The following is a 24,474-nucleotide window of genomic DNA, read 5'->3' as shown; positions in this document are numbered from 1 at the left end:
GATATAATATAGTATAATAATTTTTACTGATTAGATAATCAATACTACACATGAAATGAGGAATTCCTTTGATTGAAAAAGCAACGTTCGCCGGTGGCTGCTTCTGGTGTATGGTAACTCCATTTGAAGAGCAACCAGGTATCCATGGGATTATATCAGGTTATATGGGTGGTACAATAGAAAATCCAACTTATGAGCAAGTACTTACTGGTGATACAGGTCATTTAGAAGTAGTGCAAATCACGTTTGATCCAGCTATCTTCCCTTACAAAAAGTTGCTTGAACTCTACTGGCCGCAGATCGATCCTACTGACGCCACTGGACAAGGCAATGACCGTAAGAGCCAATACCGTGCTGCTATCTTATATCATACCGAAGAACAACGTTTGCTTGCGGAGAAGTCGAAAGAAGCACTTGGATTAAGCGGTCGGTTCGAGAAACCTATCGTTACAGGGATAGAGGAAGCGTCCGTCTTTTACCCTGCTGAAGAATACCATCAGAATTATCATCGAAAAAATCCAAAGTTTTATAAAGAATCCCGAGTATACTCTGGACGCGATGCTATTATAGAAAAATATTGGAGCAAGGATTAGAACGCCATTGACTAATCATACAGAAACATACAAAACAAAGCTGCCGAGTAGCTCGGCAGCTTTGTTTTTCATTATTTCCGACTAAGAAGTAACAACACAAAAGAGATGACAATAATCGAACCTGTCCATGCCCATGCCATAGCAGTATTACCTGAATCGACTGCAACGTAGATCGCTGTAGGTATCGTCTGTGTTTTCCCCGGAATGTTTCCAGCGATCATAAGAGTAGCCCCAAACTCCCCTAATCCACGGGCAAAGCCTAGAATATACGCAGAAATAAGTGAACGCATAGCTAATGGAAGTGTTATATGCCAAAAGACCTGCCATTCGTTTGCTCCAATAGAGCGGCCTGCTTCCTCCAAATTTCTATCAACGGATAAAAAGCCGACTTTCATCGTTTGATAAACAAGCGGGAAAGAAACGACTACAGAAGCAATTACCGCGGCCCACCAAGTGAACACGATCGGCGCAGAAAACAGCCATTCGATCCATTCGCCAAACCAGCTTCTTCTCCCTAATAACACAAGCAACAAAAAGCCAACTACCGTTGGAGGAAGTACCAACGGTAGCATGAATACAGTTTCTATGAATATCTTGCCTTTAATCGATCTACGGGAAAGCCACCATGCGGCAGCTACTCCAATTAGCAGCACAACGATACTAGATAACAAGGCCACTAATAATGATAGTCGGATCGGAAGCCAAAAATCATGCCAATTTAAAGACGCCACGATTATTTAGAAACGGAAAAGCCATATTTGATGAATACATCAAGTGCTTCTTGCGATTGCAGATACGTATAAAACTTTTCAGCTTCTTCCAAATGTTTTGTTGCTTTGACAACACCTATTGGATATACAATTGGTTTGTAAGTAGCTGCGTCGACCGAATAAGCAATCTTCACTTTATCAGTAGTTAATGCATCCGTCTTATAAACGAAACCTGCGTCTGCATTGCCCGTTTCAATATATTGCAGGACTTGTCTTACGTCTTTTGCTTGTACGGATTTGGACTGCAAAGCGTCCCATAACTTCACGTTCGTAAGCGCTTCTTTCGCGTAATTCCCCGCAGGTACGCTCTCTGGAATACCGATTGCTACGGTTTTTACATCTTCTTTTGTTAGATCTTCCATCTTTTCGATAACCGTTGCAGCATCGCTAGGAACGACAACAACAAGTTCGTTACCCAATAAATTGATTTGCTGGTTCGCATCAATTAACTGTTGATCTACGAGTGCGGTCATATTTTTAGCAGCTGCCGACAGGAAGAGATCGGCTGGAGCTCCCTGCTCAATTTGCTGCTGCAGAGCACCAGATGCACCAAAATTGAAGTTTAGTTTAATAGATGTATTAGCAGCCTCATACGTTTTCTGAATTTCAGTTAACGCATCCGTCATACTCGCGGCTGCTGAAATCGTAAGCTCTACCGTTTGAACGGGCTGTTGACTAGGTTCAACTGTACTCTCAGCCGGTGCGTTCGAGCTAATATTCGTGTTTGTGTTTGTATTATCCGCATTTCCGCATCCCGCAAGTACTAATACCAAAGCAATTACAATCGACAACAACGTATAACCATTAATCTTCTTAAACATAGTAACCCTCCTGAATGATCTTTCTATTAACAATTATGTTACAATGATGACAAGAAAATAAATCATTTTGTCCCTCAACAAGGAGGCGCGTCATGTCCGGCGATATCTCGTATACGACCGAAGAGATTGCTAAACTATTGAAGATTTCCAAATTAACCGTATATGATTTAATAAAAAAAGGTGAATTACCATCCTATCGAGTAGGGAAACAAATGCGCGTTGATCCTTCCGATCTCGAGGCTTACAAGCAACGGAATAAAGGCGTTCAGCTTAATGATCAAGCTGGTCAAACGGATGGCTATAGACAATCCCATATTCCTGCTATGCATAGTGGATCTCGCCACCTCGTTATTACTGGTCAGGATCTGAGTCTCGACATACTTGCTAACCACATGGAAAAAAAGTTGAATGGCATAAGACCATTACGCGCCTACGTGGGCAGTATGGATAGTTTGGTATCCATGTACCGCGGCGAATCGGATATTGTAAGTACTCATCTACTAGATGGAGATACTCACGAATACAACATCCCTTATATCCGCAAACTGCTTGTCGGTTCCTCCTACATCGTCGTCAATTTGCTCTCACGAAACGCTGGCCTTTATGTTAGGCAAGGTAATCCTTTGTCGATCAATGACTGGTCAGACTTAGCTCTCCCCGGTTTGCGAATCATTAACCGTGAGAGAGGTTCGGGAGCTCGCGTGTTACTTGACGAGCAGCTACGTCTCAATGGAATTAAATCTGCTCACATAAAAGGTTACGAGAACGAACAAAACAATCATCTTGGCGTTGCATCCAAAGTTGCAGCCGGTGAAGCCGATGTAGGCGTTGGTATAGAGAAAACAGCATCTATCGTCGGAAACATTGACTTTATTCCGCTGATTAAAGAGCGCTATGATCTCGTCATGCTCAAAACGGAAAACAACCAAATTTGGATCCAAACGCTGCTTCACATTCTTAAATCAGATGAATTTAAAAAAGATCTCCAAGCCATATCTGGATACGATTTGACCCTAACTGGCGAGGTACTATTGGAAACTTAGTTCAATTGTGAAACGTATGATCGTTTCTCAGTTCCAACTCATCTAAGAAAATTTCCAATAAATGAAGCGCTCGCTCTCTTTCAACATGCATGTTCAAGAGCTTGTCTGCTGTCTGAATATAGGGCCCAGCAACAAGCTCTTCCTCACATTCGCCCCCTCTCTGTTTTAAATCAAACAAAACTAATTATGTCTAAATCGAACTATACTTTTTCAATATATATCGTCTCACGATAGAAATCAATCTAATTATGTCATTTTATATGACATTTGAATGAATTCAAAAACTTCTACTCTTCGTCATACCTGTTCAACTGGACCTCAAGTAATCCTGCTTTTTTCAATTCTTCAACATGAATCTCTGATAGCTCTTCTAATATAGTCATTCCCCGTTCCGTCACATGTATATAGATACTGCGCTTGTCCTGTGGGTTGGGAAATCGTAGTACCAATTCTAAATCCTCACAACGTTTGATGAGTTCAATACAAGCATGAGGGGTAAGTTGCAGTCGTTCTGCCAATTCTTTCGGGGTTGCGTACTCTCTTCCCGGGAATCCCATAATAGACAACATTAACTGATGATATTGTGGAGTAAGCCCCTTGCTACGGGCCGCATCCTCGCTGAATCTAATGAATTTGCGAATTCGATATCGGAATAAAGCAAGTTCTTCGTATACATTTTTGGGTAATCGGTTGTTTGTCATAGCTTGCTCCTATCTCATGAAAGATTGTCTTCAGTCTATAATATCTACACCCATCAGACAATCTGAACTCGATTTTATGTTAGGTTATATAACTCTTCACACGTGGAATTCGAGAAAATTTTAATTTAAAACGTTTACATGTTACTTTTAATAACATCAGAGTATTGACTTACATCGTAGTGCGATATATATTGTGCTTATCTAGATATAACTAGTTATGTCTAGATTGATTTAATATTGATTAACATCCTTTAGAAGCTTCAATTATGGCGGTGAAACGAATGATAACGAAATCAGTGAAAAGCGTATGTCCCTATTGTGGTGTTGGATGCGGAATCGTGTTGGAAGTAGCAAATGACCGCGTTGTAAAAGTGACTGGCGATAAAGAGCATCCAACGAATTTTGGGAGACTTTGCACGAAAGGCAATACCTGCGCGGAAGCAATAACGGAATCCGGCCGTATGGAATACGCCTATGAACGTACAGTTCGGAAAGGCGATCCTTCAAAGATCAACATTGATGAAGCGATAAGTAAAACAGCTAAAGGACTTCGATCTATTTTAGAAAAACATGGTCCGGATGCTATTTCTTTTTACGTATCCGGCCAAATGTCCCTAGAGTCGCAGTACCTTATCAATAAATTAGCCAAAGGTTACGTAGGAACAAACAACATTGAATCGAATTCTCGTTTATGTATGGCAAGCGCTGGCAGCGGATATAAACTATCGCTAGGAGCAGACGGTCCACCAGGATCTTATCAGGATTTGGATCGAAGTGATTTGTTTTTTGTCATTGGCGCCAATATGGCTGATTGTCATCCGATATTGTTTCTGCGTTTGATGGATCGCGTGAAAGCAGGAGCGAAGCTCATCGTCGTAGATCCACGTCGGAATACGACGGCAGATAAAGCTTCCCTATTTATGCAAATCAAGCCCGGAACCGATTTGGCCCTTCTCAATGGTCTTCTGCATCTCATCGTAAAAAACAATGCTACTGATTCTGCATTTATCGCCGAATTCACCTCAGGTTGGGAGGAAATGCCTGAGTTCCTCGAGGATTACCCGCCTGACAAGGTTGCGGAAGTAACCGGCATCCCCGAGGCCGATATCCGTCAAGCAGCAGCATGGATCGGTGAATCCCCGGAATGGATGAGTTGCTGGACAATGGGTTTAAACCAAAGCACGCATGGCACTTGGCATACGAATGCCATATGCAATTTGCATCTGGCTACCGGCAAGATTTGCCGGCCAGGCAGCGGCCCCTTCTCGCTTACCGGCCAGCCAAATGCGATGGGCGGCCGCGAGATGGGTTACATGGGTCCCGGTTTGCCGGGTCAACGTTCTGTATTCGCCGAGTCAGATCGAGCTTTTATCGAAGACTTGTGGAAGCTGCCAAAGGGAACGCTCCGAACAGAAGTAGGTACAGGTACGGTCTCCATGTTCCAGAATATGCAATCCGGAGATATCAAAGCTTGCTGGATCATATGCACAAATCCGGTTGCAACCGTCCCTAACCGCAAAAACGTTATTGCTGGCTTAGAAGCCGCTGAACTCGTCATAACGCAAGATGCCTTTTTTGATACCGAGACGAATCGTTATGCGGATGTCATGCTCCCGGGTGCTTTATGGTCGGAAGCTGAAGGTGTGATGATTAACTCAGAACGAAACTTATCTTTGATGCAACAAGCGGTGCGGCCACCAGGTGAAGCCTTACCGGATTGGTTGATTATTGCACGAATAGCTTGTGAAATGGGTTATTCCGATGCTTTTACTTATACATCGGCAGAAGACGTTTTCCGAGAAATTCAACAAGCTTGGAATCCAAAAACCGGCTACGATATCCGAGGCGCTTCCTACGATCGGCTTCGCGATACGCCAATTCAGTGGCCATGTGCCCCGGACAGTACTTCCGATCGCAATCCAATTCGCTACTTGAATAATGGTATTAGCCAAACCTTAAAAGTAAAGGAAGACGGTAGCCTCCCTAGAATCGTATTTGCAACGGAAAGCGGCAAAGGCATTTTCTTGGCTCGGCCGTATTTACCGCCTGCTGAGCTCCCGGATATGGATTATCCGTTTATTTTGAATACAGGGCGTTTGCAGCATCAATGGCACACGATGACGAAAACAGGTAAGATTGCAAAACTGAACAAACTTAACCCTGGCCCGTTTGTAGAGATTCATCCCGAAGATGCCGCCATTCTTGGCATTGATGATCGTGATCGAATCGAAATACGCTCACGACGCGGTCTTGCCATATTACCAGCCGTTGTGACCGATAGAGTCCGACCGGGAAACTGCTTTGCCCCCTTTCATTGGAATGACGTTTTTGGAGCAAATTTGGCTATTAATGATGTTACCAATGACGCAATTGATCCAATATCATTTCAACCTGAGTTCAAGTACTGTGCTGTGTCACTAGTTCGCGTAGCCGCCTCTACAGAGGATGTAGATGCTAATTCCCCCGATGAAAGTACTTCCCAATCGTTTCATTCATCAATTGACGTTGTTGACGACGTCCATAAGGAGGTTATTTACATGGCTAAAGTTGATACCCTTGCTTCTATGCTGGGCATTGAATCTATGTCCTCAATGACACTGGATAGTCATGAGAAATTGTATCTCTCAGGATTTATTACGAGCTTGCGTACCGACGAGCTACGAGCCGCTGCTGGTGTTCCCGTATTGCCTCCAACTGCGCCTCTCGAAGCAACCAAGCGTTTCTGGCTGGACGGCATGCTTGCTGGAATGTTCTCCAGAACGTATTTGCCTCAAGCTGATCATTCCTTACAAATTGCCGCACATTCCATGCAGGCTACACTTGAACCTCCCTCCCCATCAATGGCGTCGGATACTTCAAAAGCTTTGCGGATCACTGTGCTCTGGGCTTCGCAAACCGGAAATGCGGAAGAAGCAGCCAGCAATTGTGCAAATAAGTTAAAGGAATTAGGTTATGAAATACAACTAATGAGTATGGATAACTACTCTTTTGATAAACTTCCACAAGAACAGCTTGTTATCTGTATCGCAAGTACGTTCGGAGCCGGTGATCCGCCAGATAATGGCGAGAACTTTTGGCGATCACTTCAAGCGGACAACGCACCTCAACTAGCGGGGCAACGTTTTGCTGTACTCGCATTCGGCGATTCCAATTATGATCAATTTTGTGGATTCGGGCGAAATCTCGATACTCGATTCGAGCAGCTTGGAGCTCAGCGGCTTATTCCGAGGGTCGATTGCGATACGGATTTTCTGGATCAAGTTCAAGCCTGGATGACCTCATTAGTAAAGTCACTTAATGAAAAAGAAACTTCTCCAGGTATTAGCGAACTGGCTCAAACGGCACAATCCATTTCCGCGACAAAGGAATCGATCCTTTATAATAGAAATAATCCATTCCAGACAGCCCTTATTGCATACCAACGATTAAGCGGAGATCACTCGGAAAAAGAAACACGCCATTATATTTTTAATCTACAAAATTCAGGTATTCAATATGAGGTTGGCGACGCTCTAGGGGTATGGCCGACTAACAGTCCCGATCTCGCTGATGAAGTGCTGCATGCCGTTAATCTTCGTCCAGCGGAACTGGTAACTGTCAAGGGTCTCGGAGAACTTCAATTAAGAGAAGCTTTAATACATCATTACGATATTACCCGTATTACGCCAGGCATTCTACAAGCCGTTCATGATCGAATCCATAGCGACCAGCTCGGCCATCTCTTGAAAACTGGGAACAGTAAAGAGCTTCAGCAGTGGTTATGGGGGCGTCAGATCATTGATTTATTAGAAGAGTTTCCATTATCCGTTACTCCTAATGAGTTCATTGAAATGTTGAAACCGATACAGCCACGACTGTATTCCATTTCTTCAAGTTATAAAGCTAATCCGGATGAAGTTCATATTACGGTTTCTACTGTACGCTATCCGTTCAATGAGAAGGAAAGAAAAGGTGTTTGCTCTGTTTTCCTTGCCGATCGCACGGATCAAACGTCTAAGATACCTATCTTTATCCAGAAGACATCCCATTTCCATCTTCCGAACAACACAGATGTACCAATAATCATGGTTGGTCCTGGCACTGGTGTCGGTCCCTTCCGTGGATTCCTGCAGGAACGAAAAGTTACTCAATCAAAGGGGAAAAATTGGCTATTCTTTGGCGAGCAACGTTCCGAATTTGATTTCTACTTTAAAGAGGAGCTGGAGGCTTTACAGAAAGAGGGTCTGCTAACTCGATTAGATACTGCATTCTCCCGAGACCAGGAAGAAAAAATCTATGTTCAACATCGTATGATCGAACATGGAGCAGAATTATGGGCATGGCTTCAAGAAGGTGCTTACTTCTATGTTTGCGGCGATGCCAGCCGAATGGCCAAGGATGTTGATGCAGCGCTAAAGCAAGTTATCCAGCAACACGGGGGAAAAAACACTGCAGAGGCTGAGCAATACGTGAAAGAAATGGCTCAATCGAAAAGATATGCACGCGATGTTTATTGATCAGTTTCAACCATTTGCTCACTACTCCTATGTATAAACCATATCTGTTATCACCTAGTCCATGTTAAAATGCAGAAACGCCTATTGTAAATACCGTGAAATCATGGGCGTTCCGTTGCCAAAAGTCTGGGAAGAGCTGTTACCAAATCATTCCATCGAAATAAGAGAACTCACTGATGCCTACTTTCTAGAAAGATTAATTGAAAATATAAAAAGCGGGAAAGGTGCATTATATCCTAATGTAAAGGAAGTTTTCAGTCATTTAAAAGATATTGGTTGTTCGATCTACATTGCAAGTAATGGGTTAACTGAGTATTTAAAAACTATTGTGGATCATTATAACTTGGATCTTTGGGTTACCGAGACCTTTAGCATTCAACAAATTCAGTCGTTGAATAAATCTGATTTGGTTCAAAGCATTATATTAAAATACGGGATAAGCAAAGCAGCAGTAGTCGGAGGTCGCCGGTTATTTCGCGCAGTACGCTCCAACAACCGTTCATGGTTCCTTTCTTCCACTGCCCCTCCATTCACGATGACGATAATACGTTCTATGTTACATTCAGGATAATTTCCTTTAGTTCAATCAAAGACTTGATTCGATAGCTGGCCTGTGAAAAGTCATGTGTTTTTGTGAAGTCATTGTGAATAATTGCACAGTCGATACCAGCCGCAACGGCAGAGTTTAACCCTCTGTTTGAATCCTCTACAACCAGAGTCTCTTCTTTGGTCGCTCCGAAGCGCTCTAGTCCGGTTAAGTACGGTTCCGGATGCGGCTTGGTGCGCTCGTAGTCTTCGCGAACAAGGACGAAATCCATGAACTGTGTAATCTGACGTTGTTCATGAATAAGCTGAAAATCCACACGTTTGGAAGTCGTCACGATGGCCATGCGGACGTGCATTGACAGTTCGGCTAACGTTTCAACTACACCTTCAATTTCTATAGCTTCTGTTCTTAGATATTCCTGATAGTAGGCGTTGCGCACCTCACGCTGCTTGCTGATTGTCTGTTCATCGACGCCTGCCGCTATAGCTTGTGACCATGTGCCCAATGTCTGGGTCATGTCGCGGAGGTATTGTTCTTTATCCAAGGTAAATCCAATGTCAGCCAGAGCGCGTTCTCCCGCTTTGTAATACCAATATTCAGTATCAACCAGAACACCATCATGATCGAAGAGTATGTACTTTTTCATTGTTTCGTTCTCCTTTGTCAGCTGCGTCAACCATGCGTGCAGTCACGCGCTATTGATCACCCATTGCCATTTAACTATTTTCCATATTAATTCAAATGGAACTAATTATCACCATAAAATAGAAGCCCTATAAACAATAAACCCAGTACCTGAGCGGTACTGGATTTAGCTTTTTCCAAGTGATTAATTCTTACCTGCAAACGAATAAGCTTGCTAAAATTATTATTGATTTAGTTCGCCTACTGCTTTCGAGAAAGCATCACTGTACTGCTTATACAATCCGGTATCAAATTCGTAAGCTTCGTCTTTAGCTGTAGGAGGATTATCCTGAAGTTGCTTATACAAAGTATCAATCTCGCCTGTAACCTTCGCCCATAGTTGTTTCACTTCATCATACTTAGAATCTAATCCTTGGATATACGTATCGTATTCTGCTTTCTTTTCCATCGCCTTGCCGAGTTGCTGGATCGTGAAGTCAATATCCATTGTATTTCCCGTCGAATCAGTTCCACTGTAAGCAAAGTGGCTGATGTTAACAAGCCCATCGTTCCATATATCCCCGATAACGAAGTTGTTAACTTCCATTAATGTCGATTCAACAGTTGGCTTTTCATCCGTTTGTGCTGAAGAATCGAGCTGTAAACCCGCATCCTTAAAAGCTTCCTCTACCTGTTCCTTCAATTTTTCCTCATCGGATTTCTCTTTTCCACAACCTGCGAATACAACCATCGTGACTAGACACAGGATGATGTATAAGCTCCTTTTTCCCCAATTGGACATTTAATTCGCTCCTCTTTTTACAATCATTTCCTACCTTTATTACTATCGGTTTTAATAGGAGAAAAATAAAGAGAAATTAAGTTGAGGCCTGTCACATAAATTTTCAGCTCAACAAAAAAACACCTCCAACAATAAATCGAAGATGTTTCTGTGTTAATCGATAGCTAGATATAGAAAAGTGTGGTCAAGAACCTAATTATAACGTGTTATAAACATTTTCACATTCTTCCGCGGTCGGTTCATAGAAACAGTGCTTCTTCCAACGTCCTGCGAGCGGCTGATTATACCAAGTCGGCGGACACGGTCCGGGATTTTCGAACGAGCCTGGACGGAAATACCATAAGGAGTATTTGGCTGGCCAATTCCGCTCGCCGTTTACGGCGCGCTGCGCCAGACGGCGCTCCCTATCTCTAGCGCTTTGATAGTACATACCGTGTTGCAAAGCTTCGAACGCATGCGGTTGATTAATCATTTGGGGAATTGTCCGGAGCTCTTTGAAATCGGAGCAATTCGCTCTGATTCGGTTAATACCAACGTTTCCGACAAGGAGCATGCCCATTTCGCCTTCGGTCTCAGCTTCGGCCCGAAGCAACCTTGCCAACATATCGATATCCTGACTTCTGGCTTTTACAACTGCCATTGGCTCACCTCTTTAGATTTCTAGACTCATCATATTGTAGGTGAAGCCTAAGTGTTACTATAATCGGTCATTCAGGCTTAACAATTCGACAATTTCGAACATTGATTTTATTTCATCGTATGTATTTTGAATGGCGCCTGCGTCCAAAGGTATAAGTCCGTTCGTTTCAAAGTAATCGACAAAATGAATGGCCAGCGCCAACTTACCATCGTGCAGGCAGATTGAGATTGCTTTACCGGGAAATTTATTGGATAAAGCGATCAGTCGTTCCAACATCGGAACGGGCAGCAAATCGCTTGTCGTTCTTTCGTCGGTGGTTGATATCCGGAACACTCGATCAAACGCTTCGTTCATGGTTTTTATTTTAGAACCAACCGATACCTTCAAAGCCGTGTATTTGCCTTTTCTAGATTGAATAACGGTCGTGCCTTTAAAATCCTTATTGAAATCGGCAATAAAGACAAGTCCCGTATACAAGGGGATCTTACTGGTCGAATCCAGATCCTCCGTCACTTCCCAAATTTTCATTTCGGCCATCTGAAAGTCCGTCACGCCGAGTGTGCCGACAAATAGGTCCTCCCCCTTCGATTTATGAGAGTCCTTAATCACCTTAAACATCGGAAAAGCCTGCAGTTGCGCCAAAGGAATTCCCTCGTTTATTTTGTAGTCGCAACTGTAACGGGCATTTGCAATATTCGAAGAATAAGATGCTTCCTTAATCAGTCTTGTAACAAGTTCAGGTACGATCAGCTTCTTGTAGTGATAGCTATATTTTTTGTGCATTTTGCGGTTGCCAAGCCATATGACATACCCGCCGACCAACATCATTGCAATTAGGGCGAACACAGCGTAAATCGCGCCTTCTGACTCATTCTCGGGGATGTCCGGCTCTACGATAAATACCAGCCAGAACAACCAAATTCCTATTGTGGAGATAGCAACTCCAGCTAGCCAGATTAGACTTCGCATTTTTATGTAGAAATTCCGTTTTTTATCGAGTTGATGCCAGCCATCCGTTCCTGAAAGCTGCCGTGAAACTTCTTCATACGTTGGGAGCATGAGCGACCATCCTTTATTGGATTTATAATAGTTTCACACTGATACTACCAATCACGTTCACGAATGGCTTCTTCTGTGTCTATTTGGATCTTAAAATAGGTTAAAATATTGGCAACGGTTTGAGCAATTGATTCTCTTGCTACTGTTTCAATTTCGCTGTCATTTTCGTCAAACTCTTCTGCAAGATCATTGATCGCCTGGATCGCGAGATCAAACTTTGATTGGATCTCTTCAATATCTAGATTTCCTTGTTCCAAAAATTCAACTACGTTAACAAGTTCAGCTTTGACTTTATCCACAAGAAAATTAGGGAAATAGTTATCGATATACATATCTTTCAAATATTCAAATGACGTATTACCATTGTTTTGTTTGCTTAGCTCAAGAGGTTTGATTGGATCTGCAACATTTGCATGACTACGGCTCCTTGCCAAAAATATTAAATTATCGCTATCGTCTGGATCTAACTTATTTGTCATTTCGAACTCTCTAATTGCTTCTTCATATTGCTCAAGATAATAGTAGGAATAACCTGCACGAAAATGCCAAAGCGGGTCATTCTCGCCTCGGTTTGCAATCGTCAAAAGCTGTTGCAGGGCTTCGTCGTAACGTTCCAGATTATTCATAGCTCTTGCCAATAAATTGATCGTCTCATAATCTCTGTCTGATTGGGGGATTTCCATGATTCTCTCTACTATTTTTTCGTGTTCGTCTTCTTGATGCCAACTAATAAGTTGTGCAATATAATCCTTGTCCATCACGCTGCCTCTTTTCGTATGAAAAATGGTAACTATAATCCTTAACTAAGGAGAATCCACATTTGTAACAATCGTTTCACTTAGTATAGTTCACCTATTAAACAAATGGCTAGTGGTCACTATGGAATGGGGGCCGCCCTCGAAACTCTACAAAACAGAAAACCGGCTGCATGCGCGATGCGGCCGGTTTTTGATATCACTTACTAGCTATTAAAATGCACTTGCTTTATGAGTGTCCGGGCACCATCGCGCAGCCCGGTATTGCTTAATCAGCACATCTACCGCCTTAGCTGTGCGTATCGCTGTCAGTGCCTCGAAGGAGTAGGCTCTCGCATACCGGTCCTGGCTTTGCAGCCCTGCAACAAGGCCTTCTATGACGAGATCCGCGTCGCCGTATTTCCCGATCCGCAGTAACGATAACGCCGCTGTATAAGCAATTTTGTTCGAAATATACGCTTGATCGTGTACATAAGAGTCTTTACTGTCATTATCCATGGACACAGACTCCCGTGCCACCGCTTCCTCGAGCGTACGAACTAATGCCGGTACCGTCTCGTCCGTCGGCTCAGCAATCATCCCTAGCGCTTCGACGCAGTTCCGTCGAACCCACTCGCTTGCGTCATTCAACGCGACGATTAACGAGGGAACTGCGAATGATGCTGCCGATCCAAGCATCCCTAGCACGAATGCAGCTAGAGCCCTTCTATTGGCATCTTCATGCGCAAGCAATTGAACCAGACCAGGAATGGCGTCTTTACCGGAAGCTTGAAGTCCATAGGCTGCTCGCTGTGCCGTTAACTCGGATCCTTCTCCTACTTCCTTTAACAAAGCCGTTGTTCCTGAGTCCCCTATATGTCCAAGCGCATAGACGGCATTCAATGCCACATTCTCGGACGAATCGTGAATAAGCTCCGTCAGCTTCGGAACGGCTGACGCTGCGGCATTACCTACGATGCCGAGCTTGTCGGCAGCTTGGCTGCGGATGACCTCATCCTCGCTTGATAAAGCCTCGATCAAAGCAGGCACTTCCGATTCATCGCCGACAGCCGTCTTCGCCGTGCCTCCCTCTCCCTTGAGCCAGTACCACACATCATTCCATAAATTCAGATGGGCATCCGGCACGTTGGCAGGGAAGCTTGGAAGCGCGCCTGCATGACACCAGCTTGGAGACTTCGGCTCGGATAGACGGACAAATTGGAATTTAAGCATGTAACGGTCAATATTGGACGTGTTCAGCGAAGCTTTGTGCCACAGATCGAAGTGAACGAGCGCAATTGTACCCGCTTTTCCTGTCGGCAGCAAAGCCGATTGGTTCGGATAATTCTCATTATATTGGGAGCCAGGCATAATTGCCGTCGGACCCATATCTTCCGTAATATCCTGTGTATAGTAGAACATCATGACCCACCACGGACGATGACTGCGCATGGATGACCAAAAGCCGTCTTTATGCCATTGCCCGCCTCCCGGCATCCCGTTACCCGGCTGATTGAAATGCATATGGCGATGAGGATGCATATAATAGTCAGGTCCCAGGACGCTAGTCAACGCGCCTTTCGTTACCGGCGTTTCAAAAAACTTTTGAATGTCAGGTACGCGAGGCAAAATATTGTTGCCGGGATTACCTTCATTCTGGAGGACGAAATCGATTTGATTCATCACGCTTCGATGCAGTTCTTCCGGTAAATCATTTTGAAGAACAACATATCCTTGCGTAATAAACTGAATCATTTGTTTGTCATTCAGCAAATTCAACTCATTCGACATTAAATGCAGCCCCTTCATCAATAGGAATATGTGATATATTTAATGTACATGGGGGCGCTTCATTTGTATTTAGCTTACATTCAGATAGTTGCACAATAGTCAGGTGAATTAGTATCCTATTGAGCATAAGAAAGGGAGCATTAACGTGATGGATTTTTCTAAATTCCACCCGTATGTTTATTACGCCACTAAATATCCGTTCTACCGTGGACAGGCCAGCCTTAATCGATACGTATACTCGAGTTCCATTTACTTCATCACCGAGGGAAAAGGCATCTTGCGTCTGCGTGGCATCGATTACGTAGCTTCAACGGGCATGATGGTCTATATGGAACCCGGTCAATTGCATGACTGGATTGCGGACACGGAAGAGCCGATGACGCATGTTTGCTGCTATTTCGATTGGTATTACATCGACCGCACGGAGGCGTTTAGAGAAACGTCTGCCCCGATCTGCTATGAACGGGATTTGCTGCGAACGGATCTTCTCGGCGAGACCTTTCCTTACCCGCTTCCAGAAATCGCAAACGTAGGCGCTTCGCTGCTAAGCTGGACAGATCTGCTGCAGCGGAGCTTCATCTCTAACGAACATACGAATGAACGGACTTTTTTGCGCAGCATGTCGGCTCAGAGCTATTTTAGCGAATTCATCCAACAATTCCTTGCGTTCTCCCTGCAAGACTCCTATATCCCAGACCCTAGAATCAGTAAGCTGCTGATGCGAATTGAAGCCGAGCTGCTGAGCGGCACCGATATTGAGCTGAATCGTTACGCGGATGAGATCGGTGTAAGTAGAGGCTACTTCTTTGATCTATTTAAGCGTACGACCGGCTTATCGCCGATCCAATACACGAATCATTACCGCATTAGTCGCGCGAAAGATGATTTGCTCTCCTCTAATCTCAGCGTTATGCAAATCGCGGACAAATATCATTTCAGCTCCGTGCATTACTTTTCCAGAACGTTCCGTAAATATACCGGCATATCGCCTCAAATGTTCCGCGAAAGCGGAAGATAGCGTTACACCATGGTGCTAGCAATATAATGAAAAGGAAGCCAGCAATATTGCCGGCTTCCTCTCTATTCTCCACATGATCTAATTATTAATTAGGTTAAATATTCACGGCATTACAAACCGAGTCCTGTTGCATACACTTCGAATTGACTAATAGTCGGACACCAGCGAGACTGCAAGATGACAAGTCGAATACGCTGCGCAGTAACTTCCTCAAACCGGCAAATCCGTTTATAACCAACGATGTTGCCTTCATACAGCGTTCTCCACACGTCGCCATCCTGCCATTCCAACTGGAACGCCTCTATTCTCTGCCCCTCAGAGACATACTCCTGAAGCACAATTCGGTCGAAGGCTTGCTCGCTTCCAAGATCGATTGTTAATTGAGCTTCTTCCTGCCCTTCGGGCGGGCACCAATAGGTAGAGGATTGACCATCCGTTACACGATCAGCTCTATGGCTCGCATTTTTCTCATGTGTTGCCAATGCCTGGACTCCATCTGCTAGATTATGTTTATAGGCTGCTTCAATCCGCTCGCCAAGCTCACGCATTCGGCGCGCATCGTTTTCATGAATAAGTCCTCTCGTATCGGGTGGGAGGTTTAGTAAAAAGGTGGAATTCCCGCCTACCGTCCGCTCATATAAATCCGTCAATTCATCGAGTGATTTCACAAACTCATCTTCGCTCGCATGATAGAACCAGCCTGGACGAATCGATGTGTTGACCTCGGCAGGATACCATATCATTTGTTCCGCTTCCGCAAGAATGGCTCGACTGCCTAGATCCTCTTCCTGCGATCCGATACGCTTCGCGAATTCACCGTCATCAACATGCTGCGAGCTCTCCTGAATCTTCTCATTGTCTCGCATGGTCGCAGGTACGCTGCTCCACTCCTGACTGCGGGTATTTCCTGCTTCATTGCCGCACCAACGCACATCCGGACCGCACACGGATATAACCGCATTCGGTTGATGATTACGTATCACCTCATAATAGGCATCCCAATCATAGACTTGTCGTTTGCCATTGGGCCCCTCGCCGCAAGCACCGTCGAACCAAACGCAGAACAGCTCTCCATATCCGGTTAGCAGCTCGCGCAATTGATTTACAAAATAGCTGTTATATAATTCAGAGTCACCGTAGCTGGGCTCATGTCTATCCCATGGCGAGACGTAAATGCCGAATTTCAGCCCCGCCGCATGACAGGCATCCGCCACTTCCCGAACCAAATCCCCTTGACCGTTCTTCCAAGGGCTATTTTTGACCGAATGCTCCGTATACTCGCTCGGCCATAGACAGAAACCATCATGATGCTTGCAGGTTAGAATGACACCCTGCATCCCTGCAGACCGGCACACCTCTACCCATTGAGCGGCATTCAACTCCGTAGGATTGAAGATGTCCGGGCTTTCATCACCCATTCCCCACTCACGATCCGTAAAGGTATTCACCGTAAAATGGATAAAACCGTAGAACTCCAGCCTCTGCCACGATAATTGACGTTCCGATGGTTTAATCTGCGCTGCCTCAATAACCGAAACTCCCACACATGCCGCCTCCTTTAATTTGCAGTCCCGATACGACTATCCCTTCACGCCGCCAAGCATCATCCCTTGCGTCAGCTTCTTCTGAAGCAGGGCATACACGACGATAGTCGGTACAAGGACGGTAACCAGACCGGCGAATAGCGAGCCCCAGTCCGTTGCATATTGCTGAATCGCCATTAGATTGGATAGACCGATCGGTATCGTCTTTTTCGCATCGCTGGTTATAAAGGTCATAGCAAGTACGTATTCATTCCAGAAATCGAAAAAGCTGAACACGATCAACGTAATGATGCCAGGGCGAGCCATAGGCATTATGACTCTGAACAGCGTGCCGAAATAACCGCAGCCGTCAATCATCGCCGCTTCTTCGTAATCATGGGGAATAGATTTCATGAAGCCCGTCAATAGGAAGACCGAGAATGGCAAGCTTCCTGTCGCATATACGGCACTAAGCCAGAACCGATTGTCGAGCATGTGAAGGTCGTTCATCATCATGAATAAGGGAACAATAATATAGACACCGCCGATGAAGAGGCCCGCCATATAGAAATTAGTCAAAAACGAACGACCGCGAAATCTCATTCTTCCTAGCACATAAGCAGTCGGAACCGCAGTCAGCAGCAATACCGCCATCGACATGATAACAACGATAACGGAATTGAGCATATAATCGCCGATCTTGGCGGTCGTGAATGCCCGCACATAGTTATCCCAGTTCAGTGCGGAAGGGAGCGACCATGGGCTTTCCATAACCTCGGCATTCGTTTTCAGAGAGGCAAGCACATTCCATAGCAGCGGATATAAGACGACCAGAGCCTGAATGAGCAAAAAGATTCTGAGAACCAGCTTTCCGATGCCTGATGAAGACTTCTTTTTCGCAGAAATAGTCATATGGTGAACGGACATCTTAATTCGATCCCCTCTCTGTTAATTTATTACTAATTAAGGCTAGCAGCAAGGAAATAATGAAGATAAAGACGCCGATCGCCATCGCATAACCGAAATTCGAATTCGTGAAAGCTTGGCTGTACAAGTAAGTCATGACGACCTCCGAATGCCGATCCGGCCCACCTGCCGTCATAATGGATACGATGACGAAGCTGATCGAGAGAACCCCGTTGATGCTGAAAATAATCGTAACCCGAATGATTTCCCACAGCATAGGAATCGTGATGTACAAAAACTGCTGCAGACGAGTAGCGCCATCGAGCCCCGCCGCCTCGTACAAGTCGGGCGAAATGCTGTCTATGCCCGCCATATACATAACCATGTAATAACCCGCCGCCTGCCAGATCAAGGTAACGGCCAGCGCCCAGAGCACCGTTCGTTGATCGCCGAGCCATGCCATCGCCCAATCGCCGAGCCCTAACAGCTCTAGTCCCGAATTGACGATGCCCATCGTCGGGTGGTAGATGAACGACCATAGAATCGCGATGACGACGAACGATAATATGCTAGGGAAGAAGAAGACGGTTCGGTAGAAGCTTCGTTCTTTCAGCTTCGATTGCGTTAATAAGGACGCGTTCACAAGCGCGATCAATAGCGTCAGCACAGGCACAACAAGCATCAGAAATCCCGTGTTGCGAAGAGCGAGCAGGAAGGAATCGTCCTGAAACATATCTGCGAAGTTTTTTAAGCCGATGAACTTTGGCTCGTCGCCTACGCCGGTCCATTGATAAAGCGATTTCTGAAAGATTTGAACGGTCGGATATACTTTGAACAGGAAAAATAACACGAGCCCGGGAAGCAAGCAGGCTGCGATGAAAAATCCCCTTCTTGTTTTCATATTCATATTTTTTTCAGCCCTTTCTCTCCTTAAGATGCAGAAAAACCTGCCGGGTTCTTCCAAACACGCGGCAGGTTTCCGGTCAATTAGCGTCTGCTTACTGTTCTCCGTTTTCTTTCAGTTCCTTCTGAATGTCTTCGTAAATTTTATAGAGCTTCTCGCTGTATTCATCAAGGCTCATCTGTTTATTCATGATCGAAGAAATCGGCTTGTAGACTTCATCGCTTGGGTTGTATTTACTGCCCTTTGCCACGGATTGGAACGTTCCATTAATGGCGAACATGCCACTGTCTACCGCTTTGTACACGTTGTAAGTCGTTAGAGGAATAAAGTCCTTCGCCATGTCTGGAGCGCCTTTGACTGCAAGCACGCCTTTGGACTTCTCGGCGTTCAGCTTAACGCTCTTATCGGTGTACAAGTATTTCAAAAACTCTTTAGCCAGCTCGGGATTTTTGGCCTTTGCCGGAATGACCATCTGCTCCACGTTGGTGAACACCGTTACTGGCTTGCCGGCTTCCAGAGCCGGTACGCCAAGGAATCCGAATTGGAAGCCGTCTTCGCGCGGAGCATCCTTCATCTCGTCCTCGAACCAAGTGCCATTCGGAATAAACATCGCTTTGCCTTGCATGAATGACGTTTGTGCTTGCGTATGATTAAGCGCGATTGTGCCCTTCATTAGTCCGTTGTCTAAAGTAGCCAGCTGCTCCAGCATGCCCCAAACTTTCTTGTACGTTTCGCTCTTCCAGAACTCCGGATCAAAGTTGAAGAACTGATCCATCGCCTCCTGACCGCCAGCGCTGTAGATTGCGGGAACGATCATTTCCTCCAGGTAACCTGGATACAGACCTTGATACGTAAATAAAGCCCGATCATTGTCCTTCGCCGTCGCAGTAGCCGCGATGAATTCATCCCATGTTTTAGGTGGAGCAATGGCTTTCTCATCGAATAACGTTTTGTTATACCACAAGCCCATTACAGCGAAGTTGTAAGGCGCGAGATACACTTTGCCGTCACCGTATGGGGAGCTCGAACGTGATTCTAGAACGCCTGACAAAATTTTATCCTTGAGCGGCGCGCCTGTCTCCTCGGTCGTCTCGTTAAACACTTCCGTTAGATCGAGCAATGCATTATCCTTAATAAGTCCGTTTAGCAGAGGCGTATTGTCACTTCCCGCTATATACATGAAATCCGGCGGGTTCCCCGCTACAATTTTAGGACGGACAAGCTCGGCAATTTTGGGACTTGCCGTAATCGTAATTTTCGTGCCGGGATAGTCCTTCATGAAATCTTCGGCAACCGTGTCCCAATATTCACGCCCATAACCGCCTTGGAATACCGCTACGTTCAATTCCTTGTTCTCAAACGTTTTGCCTTCTTCGACCGGGCTAGCCGTAACGGCAGAATCCGTCGGAGCTGGAGAGGCGTTATTCGTATTCGTATTCGCATTGCCATTCGAGCTGCATCCCGCTAGTACCGATAGTGCCACGACAGAAGCCGCGCCCGCAGTGAACCATTTCTTTTGTTTCATTTCTTGACCCCCTTAACTGTTGTGTTCTCATTATAAGCTTCAAGAGATGTTAGCCAAATGAACAAAAGACATGAAGTTCATGGACGATTTCAATGGAGATAAGCGCTTCTGCTTTTCATTTCCGGATCATTTTTGGACACATCTTAAAATCGTGCAGGTTATAGGTTGCGGTAGCGGCTTACGATCTCTTCACATGTTTGGGAGCGTATCCATAATGTCGTTTGAACAGTCTGTTGAAATAGAATGGATCGGGAATGCCCACCTCAATTGCTGCTTGCTTCACCAGATATTGTCCAGAGCTGAGCATCTCATGCGCTTTATTCATCCGGATTTCGTTCAAATAAGTTAGAATGCTCTGACCGGTTTCGGTTTTGAATACATGGCATAAATAAGGCTCCGAGAGGCCAACATGGGCAGCAACATCCAGTATGACAACCCGCTCCGCGTAATGCTGCTCCAAATATCTGATCGCATGGCGTACCTCTTCCCTCTTGGCCAATAAGGGAGCTAGCTTGCCTGTCCGTTGGACAATTTCGTCGAATAAGCTTCGCACGATTTCCTCCAGCTGCGAGTCTGAAGTCGCTGCGTCCACCTTCTCCAGCCAAGTTTTTTCCTCCCACTTGCCGCCATCCGCACTCATCAAGTCTGCATGAGCAACGCTCCATATCCCCCCGTTTAGCGCACGCTTTAATATAGGCGGATGAATATGCTGCTTCGCGGCGATCTCAATAAGCGCAAGCGCACTCTCTGCCCATAGATCAATAGCGGCCGCATTCGGCGTACGGAAGCTGTCGCGGAGCTTGCTCTCTGCAAGCCAGAAAGCTTTATCCCCGTCACTGCCCACCTCTTTATTGGACAAGCAACGTTGTAGTATTTGTGTATAAAACAACAGGTCTTCTGCCTGTCTGCTCAGGCTCATCTCCAATGCTAGCGTTTCTTCATTTGCTGCAACGGCACCATAAATCACGCTAATCTGCACGCTGTAATACATCAATGCGAGATTAATCAATCGGCGTGCCAGTTCCTCAGGCACAGCAGTAGTGCCATTCAATGAATAACGGATAACGAGCAAGAAGCGCCTCGGCTCCGTAGGGATGATATAGGTCCAATCACTCCCCGGGAATAAACCGTCTACCAGTTTTTCCAGCACATTGTGCAAGTCATCCGCAAGTGGAAGTCCATGCTCAATCGCCTCATCCAACATAATCACGAACGAGTACACACGGCTGCCTTGCTCGAATAGCTCGTTCCTGCTCCAAGAGGAAGAAGTTGCGGTCTTCGAATCCATGAGTCGAAGCTTATTCGGTATTTGATCTTTGGCGTTCACCACAGGATTTGCCGTTTCTCTCTCAGAAGCTATTCCAGATGTCACTCTTCTGCCATCCAGCTTAACCGCTATTTCCTCCAAGTTCTGCATAAAGCTCTCCGTCTTCAAAGTTAGCTTAAGCATGTAGTCATAAGCACCGCATTTCAATGCTTCCCTTACCAATTCAAAATCATTGTAATTGCTTAACACAAGCACCTCGCCATTGAACCCGTCAGCTTTTAACCGCTTAATAAGCTCCAAGCCATCCATCTCGGGCATTTTGATATCCGTAATGACAATATCCGCCCCTGTTCTATTTATAAGCTCCAAGGCAGACATCCCGTTTGCGGCAGAACCTGCATATTCGAAGCGGCTGCTCTCCCATAGAATCAATGTTTTGACAGCGTGGCGTACGATCATTTCATCATCAACAATTACGATTTTATACATGGCTTTGACCATCCTTTGTTAAAATAGGCAACGTAATAACCGTTTCTGTTCCTTCACGCAGCACGCTCTGGGTGACTAGACCGTAGGTTTTGCCGAAATGGATCCGTATTCGCTCGTCCACGTTGGTTATTCCGATTCCAGACAGCTTGGAGTGGGTCGAAGATTTGCGGGCATTCGCCTCATTCATATCGAAGCCTTTGCCGTCATCCGCTATACGAATCTTAAGGAAATTGCCCTCCTTGCTGCCTTCCACATGAATGCCCACCCTGCTGCCATCCTCGGTTCCCGCGTGCAGAATCGAATTTTCCACAATCGGCTGCAGGATGAATTTGGGTACCAGGTAGGTATATAACTCAGCATCGCTCATGGCAAAAGAGAGCTTGAACGAATCTCCATATCGAATTCGTTGTATAGTTGCGTAATGCAATAGATTATTAATTTCCACATCGAGCGGAACAAGCTCTTCCTTCACAAGAATGGTGTTGCGCAGCAACTCGGACAAGGATTCAATCCCTTGCTTCACAGCTTCGTTGCCGCTCATCATCGCACTCCACTTGAGTGAATTCAGCGTGTTGAACAAGAAATGGGGATTAATTTGAGCTTGCAGCATTTTTAGCTCGGCCTCTCGCTTCGCCTGCTGCTCCGATTCAACCTGGTAGATCAGATTTTTGAGCTGCTCGACCATCCGGTCGATCGTCTCGGTTAATTTGCCCATTTCATCCGGCTCGGACTTCCCTAGCTTGGTCTCCAACTGGCCTAATCGAATTTGATTCGCATATTGCAGCAAGGATCGCATCGGACTATGTATGCTGTAATAAATCCACATGGCCAGAATACCGCTTAACAGTAAAGTGACAATGCAGATGAACACGATATCGATTCGCATATCGTTTAACTCCGCAATAATGAAGGAATGGGGAACAAGTCCGATCAGGTACCATTCTGCGGATCGAATATAGGAGCTGACGACGAGCATCTTTTCCCCATCTACCTCCGCATAGAAGGCTTCGTTTCTGCGATCTCCTGTAACCTTATCGAATACGGCTTGCCCTTCAAACGCCAAACCATGCGGAATATCCTTATTAATCGAGGACATGACAACACCGTTCGAATCGGAAATGTAGATGCGGCTTCCCATCCCTAAATCTGTCTGTTCGTACGTATTCCGTGAGAATACCTTCTCATCAATGATAATAATAACGTAACCGATTATAAGATTAAGATTATCCTCGGCGTAGATTGCACGAGTAAGAGCGATTCGATTGGCGCTGCGATTGGATTGCAGATAGGTCCATAAAGCATTTCCCGATGAAGCGTTGACTTGCTCCACCATCTTGTTCAGTTCGATGTCTGGATACCACTCGAAGCCCAGGTCAAATACGGATTGGCTGTCTTTCGTTAAGATGACCACGTTGGAAATGTTGCTGAGGCGGAATATTTGCTGTCCCAGCTCATTGTTAATTTGAGTTTTAAGCTCATTTTTCTCGTAGTCGGACAGGGTATCAAATTTGGGTAGTCCGCCTTGAATCGACCTATTCATAATAATCGTTTCGCTAAGTGTTTCATATTGGCTCAGCTCGCGAGCGGCGTTGTTGTTAAGTTCGGTTAGAATTTGCATGGAGGAGGCACTAATCTTATTCGTAATCGAGGAGTCGTATTTCACATTGGAATAAATAGCGACGAAAGCAACGGGCAGCAATGAAGTGATCAAGAACGCGGCTATTAGCCTATGCTTAATGGAAAGCTGCCTAAGAATGGAGGAAGCTTCCCTGAAGCTGGGAAGTGAGAAACGTTGCGACATAGCTGGCACCTTCTCTAATAGGATTGGAGTATGAATTAATTGTTAAGGTTACCAGTTGGATGATCGATTGACAAGATCGAAATGATATTCGATTGAAGGATGCTATTCATAACAAATGGCAAGGAACCAGACCTTGTGAGGTCTGGTTCCTTGCCTAGGTCATTTCTTTACGATTGGTTAGTTGTCTTTGTTGTCTTCCGCCTTATCCTCTTTGTCGATTAATCCTTTGGCACCTCTTTTGAACTCCGATAATGTTGTCCCTATTGCCCTTCCCAATTGCGGTAATTTCGATGGTCCAAAAAGTAGCAATCCTAAAATGACAAGCAATACAATTCCGGTTACTCCAATATTCATCGGCATACATTTACACCTCCATCGTGCTTCGTTCTAAAAGTTAACCAACAGAGCTGTTACATACAT

20 protein-coding genes and 1 pseudogene are annotated in these 24,474 nt (G+C 45.2%); 5 read left to right on the top strand and 16 right to left on the bottom strand.

Going from position 1 to position 24,474, the window contains the following annotated elements; all coding sequences use genetic code 11:
- The first annotated feature begins 71 nt into the window (after positions 1 to 71).
- Entirely contained in the window at positions 72 to 593 is a 522-nt protein-coding gene (msrA, locus tag V8F51_RS30250; RefSeq protein WP_337104232.1) for a peptide-methionine (S)-S-oxide reductase MsrA, read from the top strand.
- A gap of 71 nt (positions 594 to 664) precedes the next feature.
- Here msrA and modB read toward each other — a convergent pair whose 3' ends face one another.
- Complete coding sequence (modB, locus tag V8F51_RS30245; protein ID WP_337104231.1) at positions 665 to 1,330, bottom strand: molybdate ABC transporter permease subunit; 666 nt, start codon at positions 1,328 to 1,330, stop codon at positions 665 to 667.
- A complete protein-coding gene (gene modA / locus V8F51_RS30240) occupies positions 1,327 to 2,184 on the bottom strand; it encodes a molybdate ABC transporter substrate-binding protein (RefSeq protein WP_337104222.1) in 858 nt (285 codons plus the stop codon). Before modA ends, modB begins: the two co-directional genes overlap by 4 nt.
- 92 nt (positions 2,185 to 2,276) lie before the next feature.
- Between modA and V8F51_RS30235 the strand changes: the two genes are divergently transcribed.
- Entirely contained in the window at positions 2,277 to 3,227 is a 951-nt protein-coding gene (locus V8F51_RS30235) for a helix-turn-helix transcriptional regulator (protein ID WP_337104221.1), read from the top strand.
- 287 nt (positions 3,228 to 3,514) lie between these two features.
- Here V8F51_RS30235 and V8F51_RS30230 read toward each other — a convergent pair whose 3' ends face one another.
- Positions 3,515 to 3,928 carry a MarR family winged helix-turn-helix transcriptional regulator gene (locus tag V8F51_RS30230; protein WP_337104220.1) on the bottom strand — a complete coding sequence of 138 codons (414 nt, stop codon included), beginning with the start codon at positions 3,926 to 3,928 and terminating at the stop codon, positions 3,515 to 3,517.
- Between the two features lie 266 nt (positions 3,929 to 4,194).
- On the opposite strand from V8F51_RS30230, the gene V8F51_RS30225 reads away from it, so the two are divergent.
- Complete coding sequence (locus V8F51_RS30225; RefSeq protein WP_337104219.1) at positions 4,195 to 8,424, top strand: sulfite reductase subunit alpha; 4,230 nt, start codon at positions 4,195 to 4,197, stop codon at positions 8,422 to 8,424.
- An 88-nt stretch (positions 8,425 to 8,512) separates the two neighbouring features.
- A pseudogene (locus tag V8F51_RS30220) lies at positions 8,513 to 8,890 on the top strand (hypothetical protein); the annotation flags it as partial.
- Between the two features lie 85 nt (positions 8,891 to 8,975).
- Here V8F51_RS30220 and V8F51_RS30215 read toward each other — a convergent pair.
- The 6 genes from V8F51_RS30215 to V8F51_RS30185 all read right to left on the bottom strand — a co-directional run bounded on the left by V8F51_RS30215 (position 8,976) and on the right by V8F51_RS30185 (position 14,621).
- Positions 8,976 to 9,617, bottom strand: a complete 642-nt coding sequence (locus tag V8F51_RS30215) for an HAD family hydrolase (RefSeq protein ID WP_337104218.1) — start codon at positions 9,615 to 9,617, stop codon at positions 8,976 to 8,978.
- A gap of 222 nt (positions 9,618 to 9,839) precedes the next feature.
- Complete coding sequence (locus V8F51_RS30210; RefSeq protein ID WP_337104217.1) at positions 9,840 to 10,346, bottom strand: hypothetical protein; 507 nt, start codon at positions 10,344 to 10,346, stop codon at positions 9,840 to 9,842.
- Between the two features lie 247 nt (positions 10,347 to 10,593).
- Positions 10,594 to 11,037 (bottom strand): cell wall hydrolase, encoded by a 444-nt coding sequence (locus V8F51_RS30205; protein ID WP_337104216.1) that lies wholly within the window; start codon positions 11,035 to 11,037, stop codon positions 10,594 to 10,596.
- A 57-nt stretch (positions 11,038 to 11,094) separates the two neighbouring features.
- Complete coding sequence (locus V8F51_RS30200) at positions 11,095 to 12,096, bottom strand: DUF3137 domain-containing protein (protein ID WP_337104215.1); 1,002 nt, start codon at positions 12,094 to 12,096, stop codon at positions 11,095 to 11,097.
- 44 nt (positions 12,097 to 12,140) lie between these two features.
- Positions 12,141 to 12,854: a DUF5713 family protein gene (locus tag V8F51_RS31635; RefSeq protein ID WP_442956515.1), complete on the bottom strand. Its 714-nt coding sequence runs from the start codon at positions 12,852 to 12,854 to the stop codon at positions 12,141 to 12,143.
- A gap of 210 nt (positions 12,855 to 13,064) precedes the next feature.
- The gene (locus tag V8F51_RS30185) at positions 13,065 to 14,621 is read right to left on the bottom strand and encodes a HEAT repeat domain-containing protein (protein WP_337104214.1); all 1,557 of its coding nucleotides are present in this window, start codon (positions 14,619 to 14,621) and stop codon (positions 13,065 to 13,067) included.
- 148 nt (positions 14,622 to 14,769) lie between these two features.
- Here V8F51_RS30185 and V8F51_RS30180 point away from each other — a divergent pair, with 148 nt between their 5' ends.
- Positions 14,770 to 15,639 (top strand): AraC family transcriptional regulator, encoded by an 870-nt coding sequence (locus tag V8F51_RS30180; protein WP_337104213.1) that lies wholly within the window; start codon positions 14,770 to 14,772, stop codon positions 15,637 to 15,639.
- Between the two features lie 110 nt (positions 15,640 to 15,749).
- Here V8F51_RS30180 and V8F51_RS30175 read toward each other — a convergent pair whose 3' ends face one another.
- From V8F51_RS30175 to V8F51_RS30145, 7 genes are all read right to left on the bottom strand, one after another.
- Positions 15,750 to 17,183 (bottom strand): alpha-L-fucosidase, encoded by a 1,434-nt coding sequence (locus V8F51_RS30175; protein WP_337104212.1) that lies wholly within the window; start codon positions 17,181 to 17,183, stop codon positions 15,750 to 15,752.
- A gap of 36 nt (positions 17,184 to 17,219) precedes the next feature.
- Positions 17,220 to 18,074, bottom strand: coding sequence for a carbohydrate ABC transporter permease (locus tag V8F51_RS30170; protein ID WP_337104211.1), 855 nt, complete (start codon positions 18,072 to 18,074; stop codon positions 17,220 to 17,222).
- A 16-nt stretch (positions 18,075 to 18,090) separates the two neighbouring features.
- Positions 18,091 to 18,969, bottom strand: coding sequence for a carbohydrate ABC transporter permease (locus V8F51_RS30165; protein WP_337104210.1), 879 nt, complete (start codon positions 18,967 to 18,969; stop codon positions 18,091 to 18,093).
- A 97-nt stretch (positions 18,970 to 19,066) separates the two neighbouring features.
- Positions 19,067 to 20,497: a carbohydrate ABC transporter substrate-binding protein gene (locus tag V8F51_RS30160; RefSeq protein WP_337104209.1), complete on the bottom strand. Its 1,431-nt coding sequence runs from the start codon at positions 20,495 to 20,497 to the stop codon at positions 19,067 to 19,069.
- 178 nt (positions 20,498 to 20,675) lie between these two features.
- Positions 20,676 to 22,253: a response regulator gene (locus V8F51_RS30155; protein WP_337104208.1), complete on the bottom strand. Its 1,578-nt coding sequence runs from the start codon at positions 22,251 to 22,253 to the stop codon at positions 20,676 to 20,678.
- Positions 22,246 to 24,054 (bottom strand): cache domain-containing sensor histidine kinase, encoded by a 1,809-nt coding sequence (locus tag V8F51_RS30150; protein ID WP_337104207.1) that lies wholly within the window; start codon positions 24,052 to 24,054, stop codon positions 22,246 to 22,248. The genes V8F51_RS30155 and V8F51_RS30150 overlap by 8 nt, the downstream gene beginning before the upstream one ends.
- Positions 24,055 to 24,231: 177 nt before the next feature.
- Entirely contained in the window at positions 24,232 to 24,414 is a 183-nt protein-coding gene (locus V8F51_RS30145; protein WP_337104206.1) for a twin-arginine translocase TatA/TatE family subunit, read from the bottom strand.
- Positions 24,415 to 24,474 lie beyond the last annotated feature (60 nt).

The organism is Paenibacillus sp. YIM B09110 (assembly GCF_037167145.1).
Lineage (GTDB): Bacteria > Bacillota > Bacilli > Paenibacillales > Paenibacillaceae > Pristimantibacillus.
This window is presented reverse-complemented; position numbering and strand designations above follow the sequence as displayed.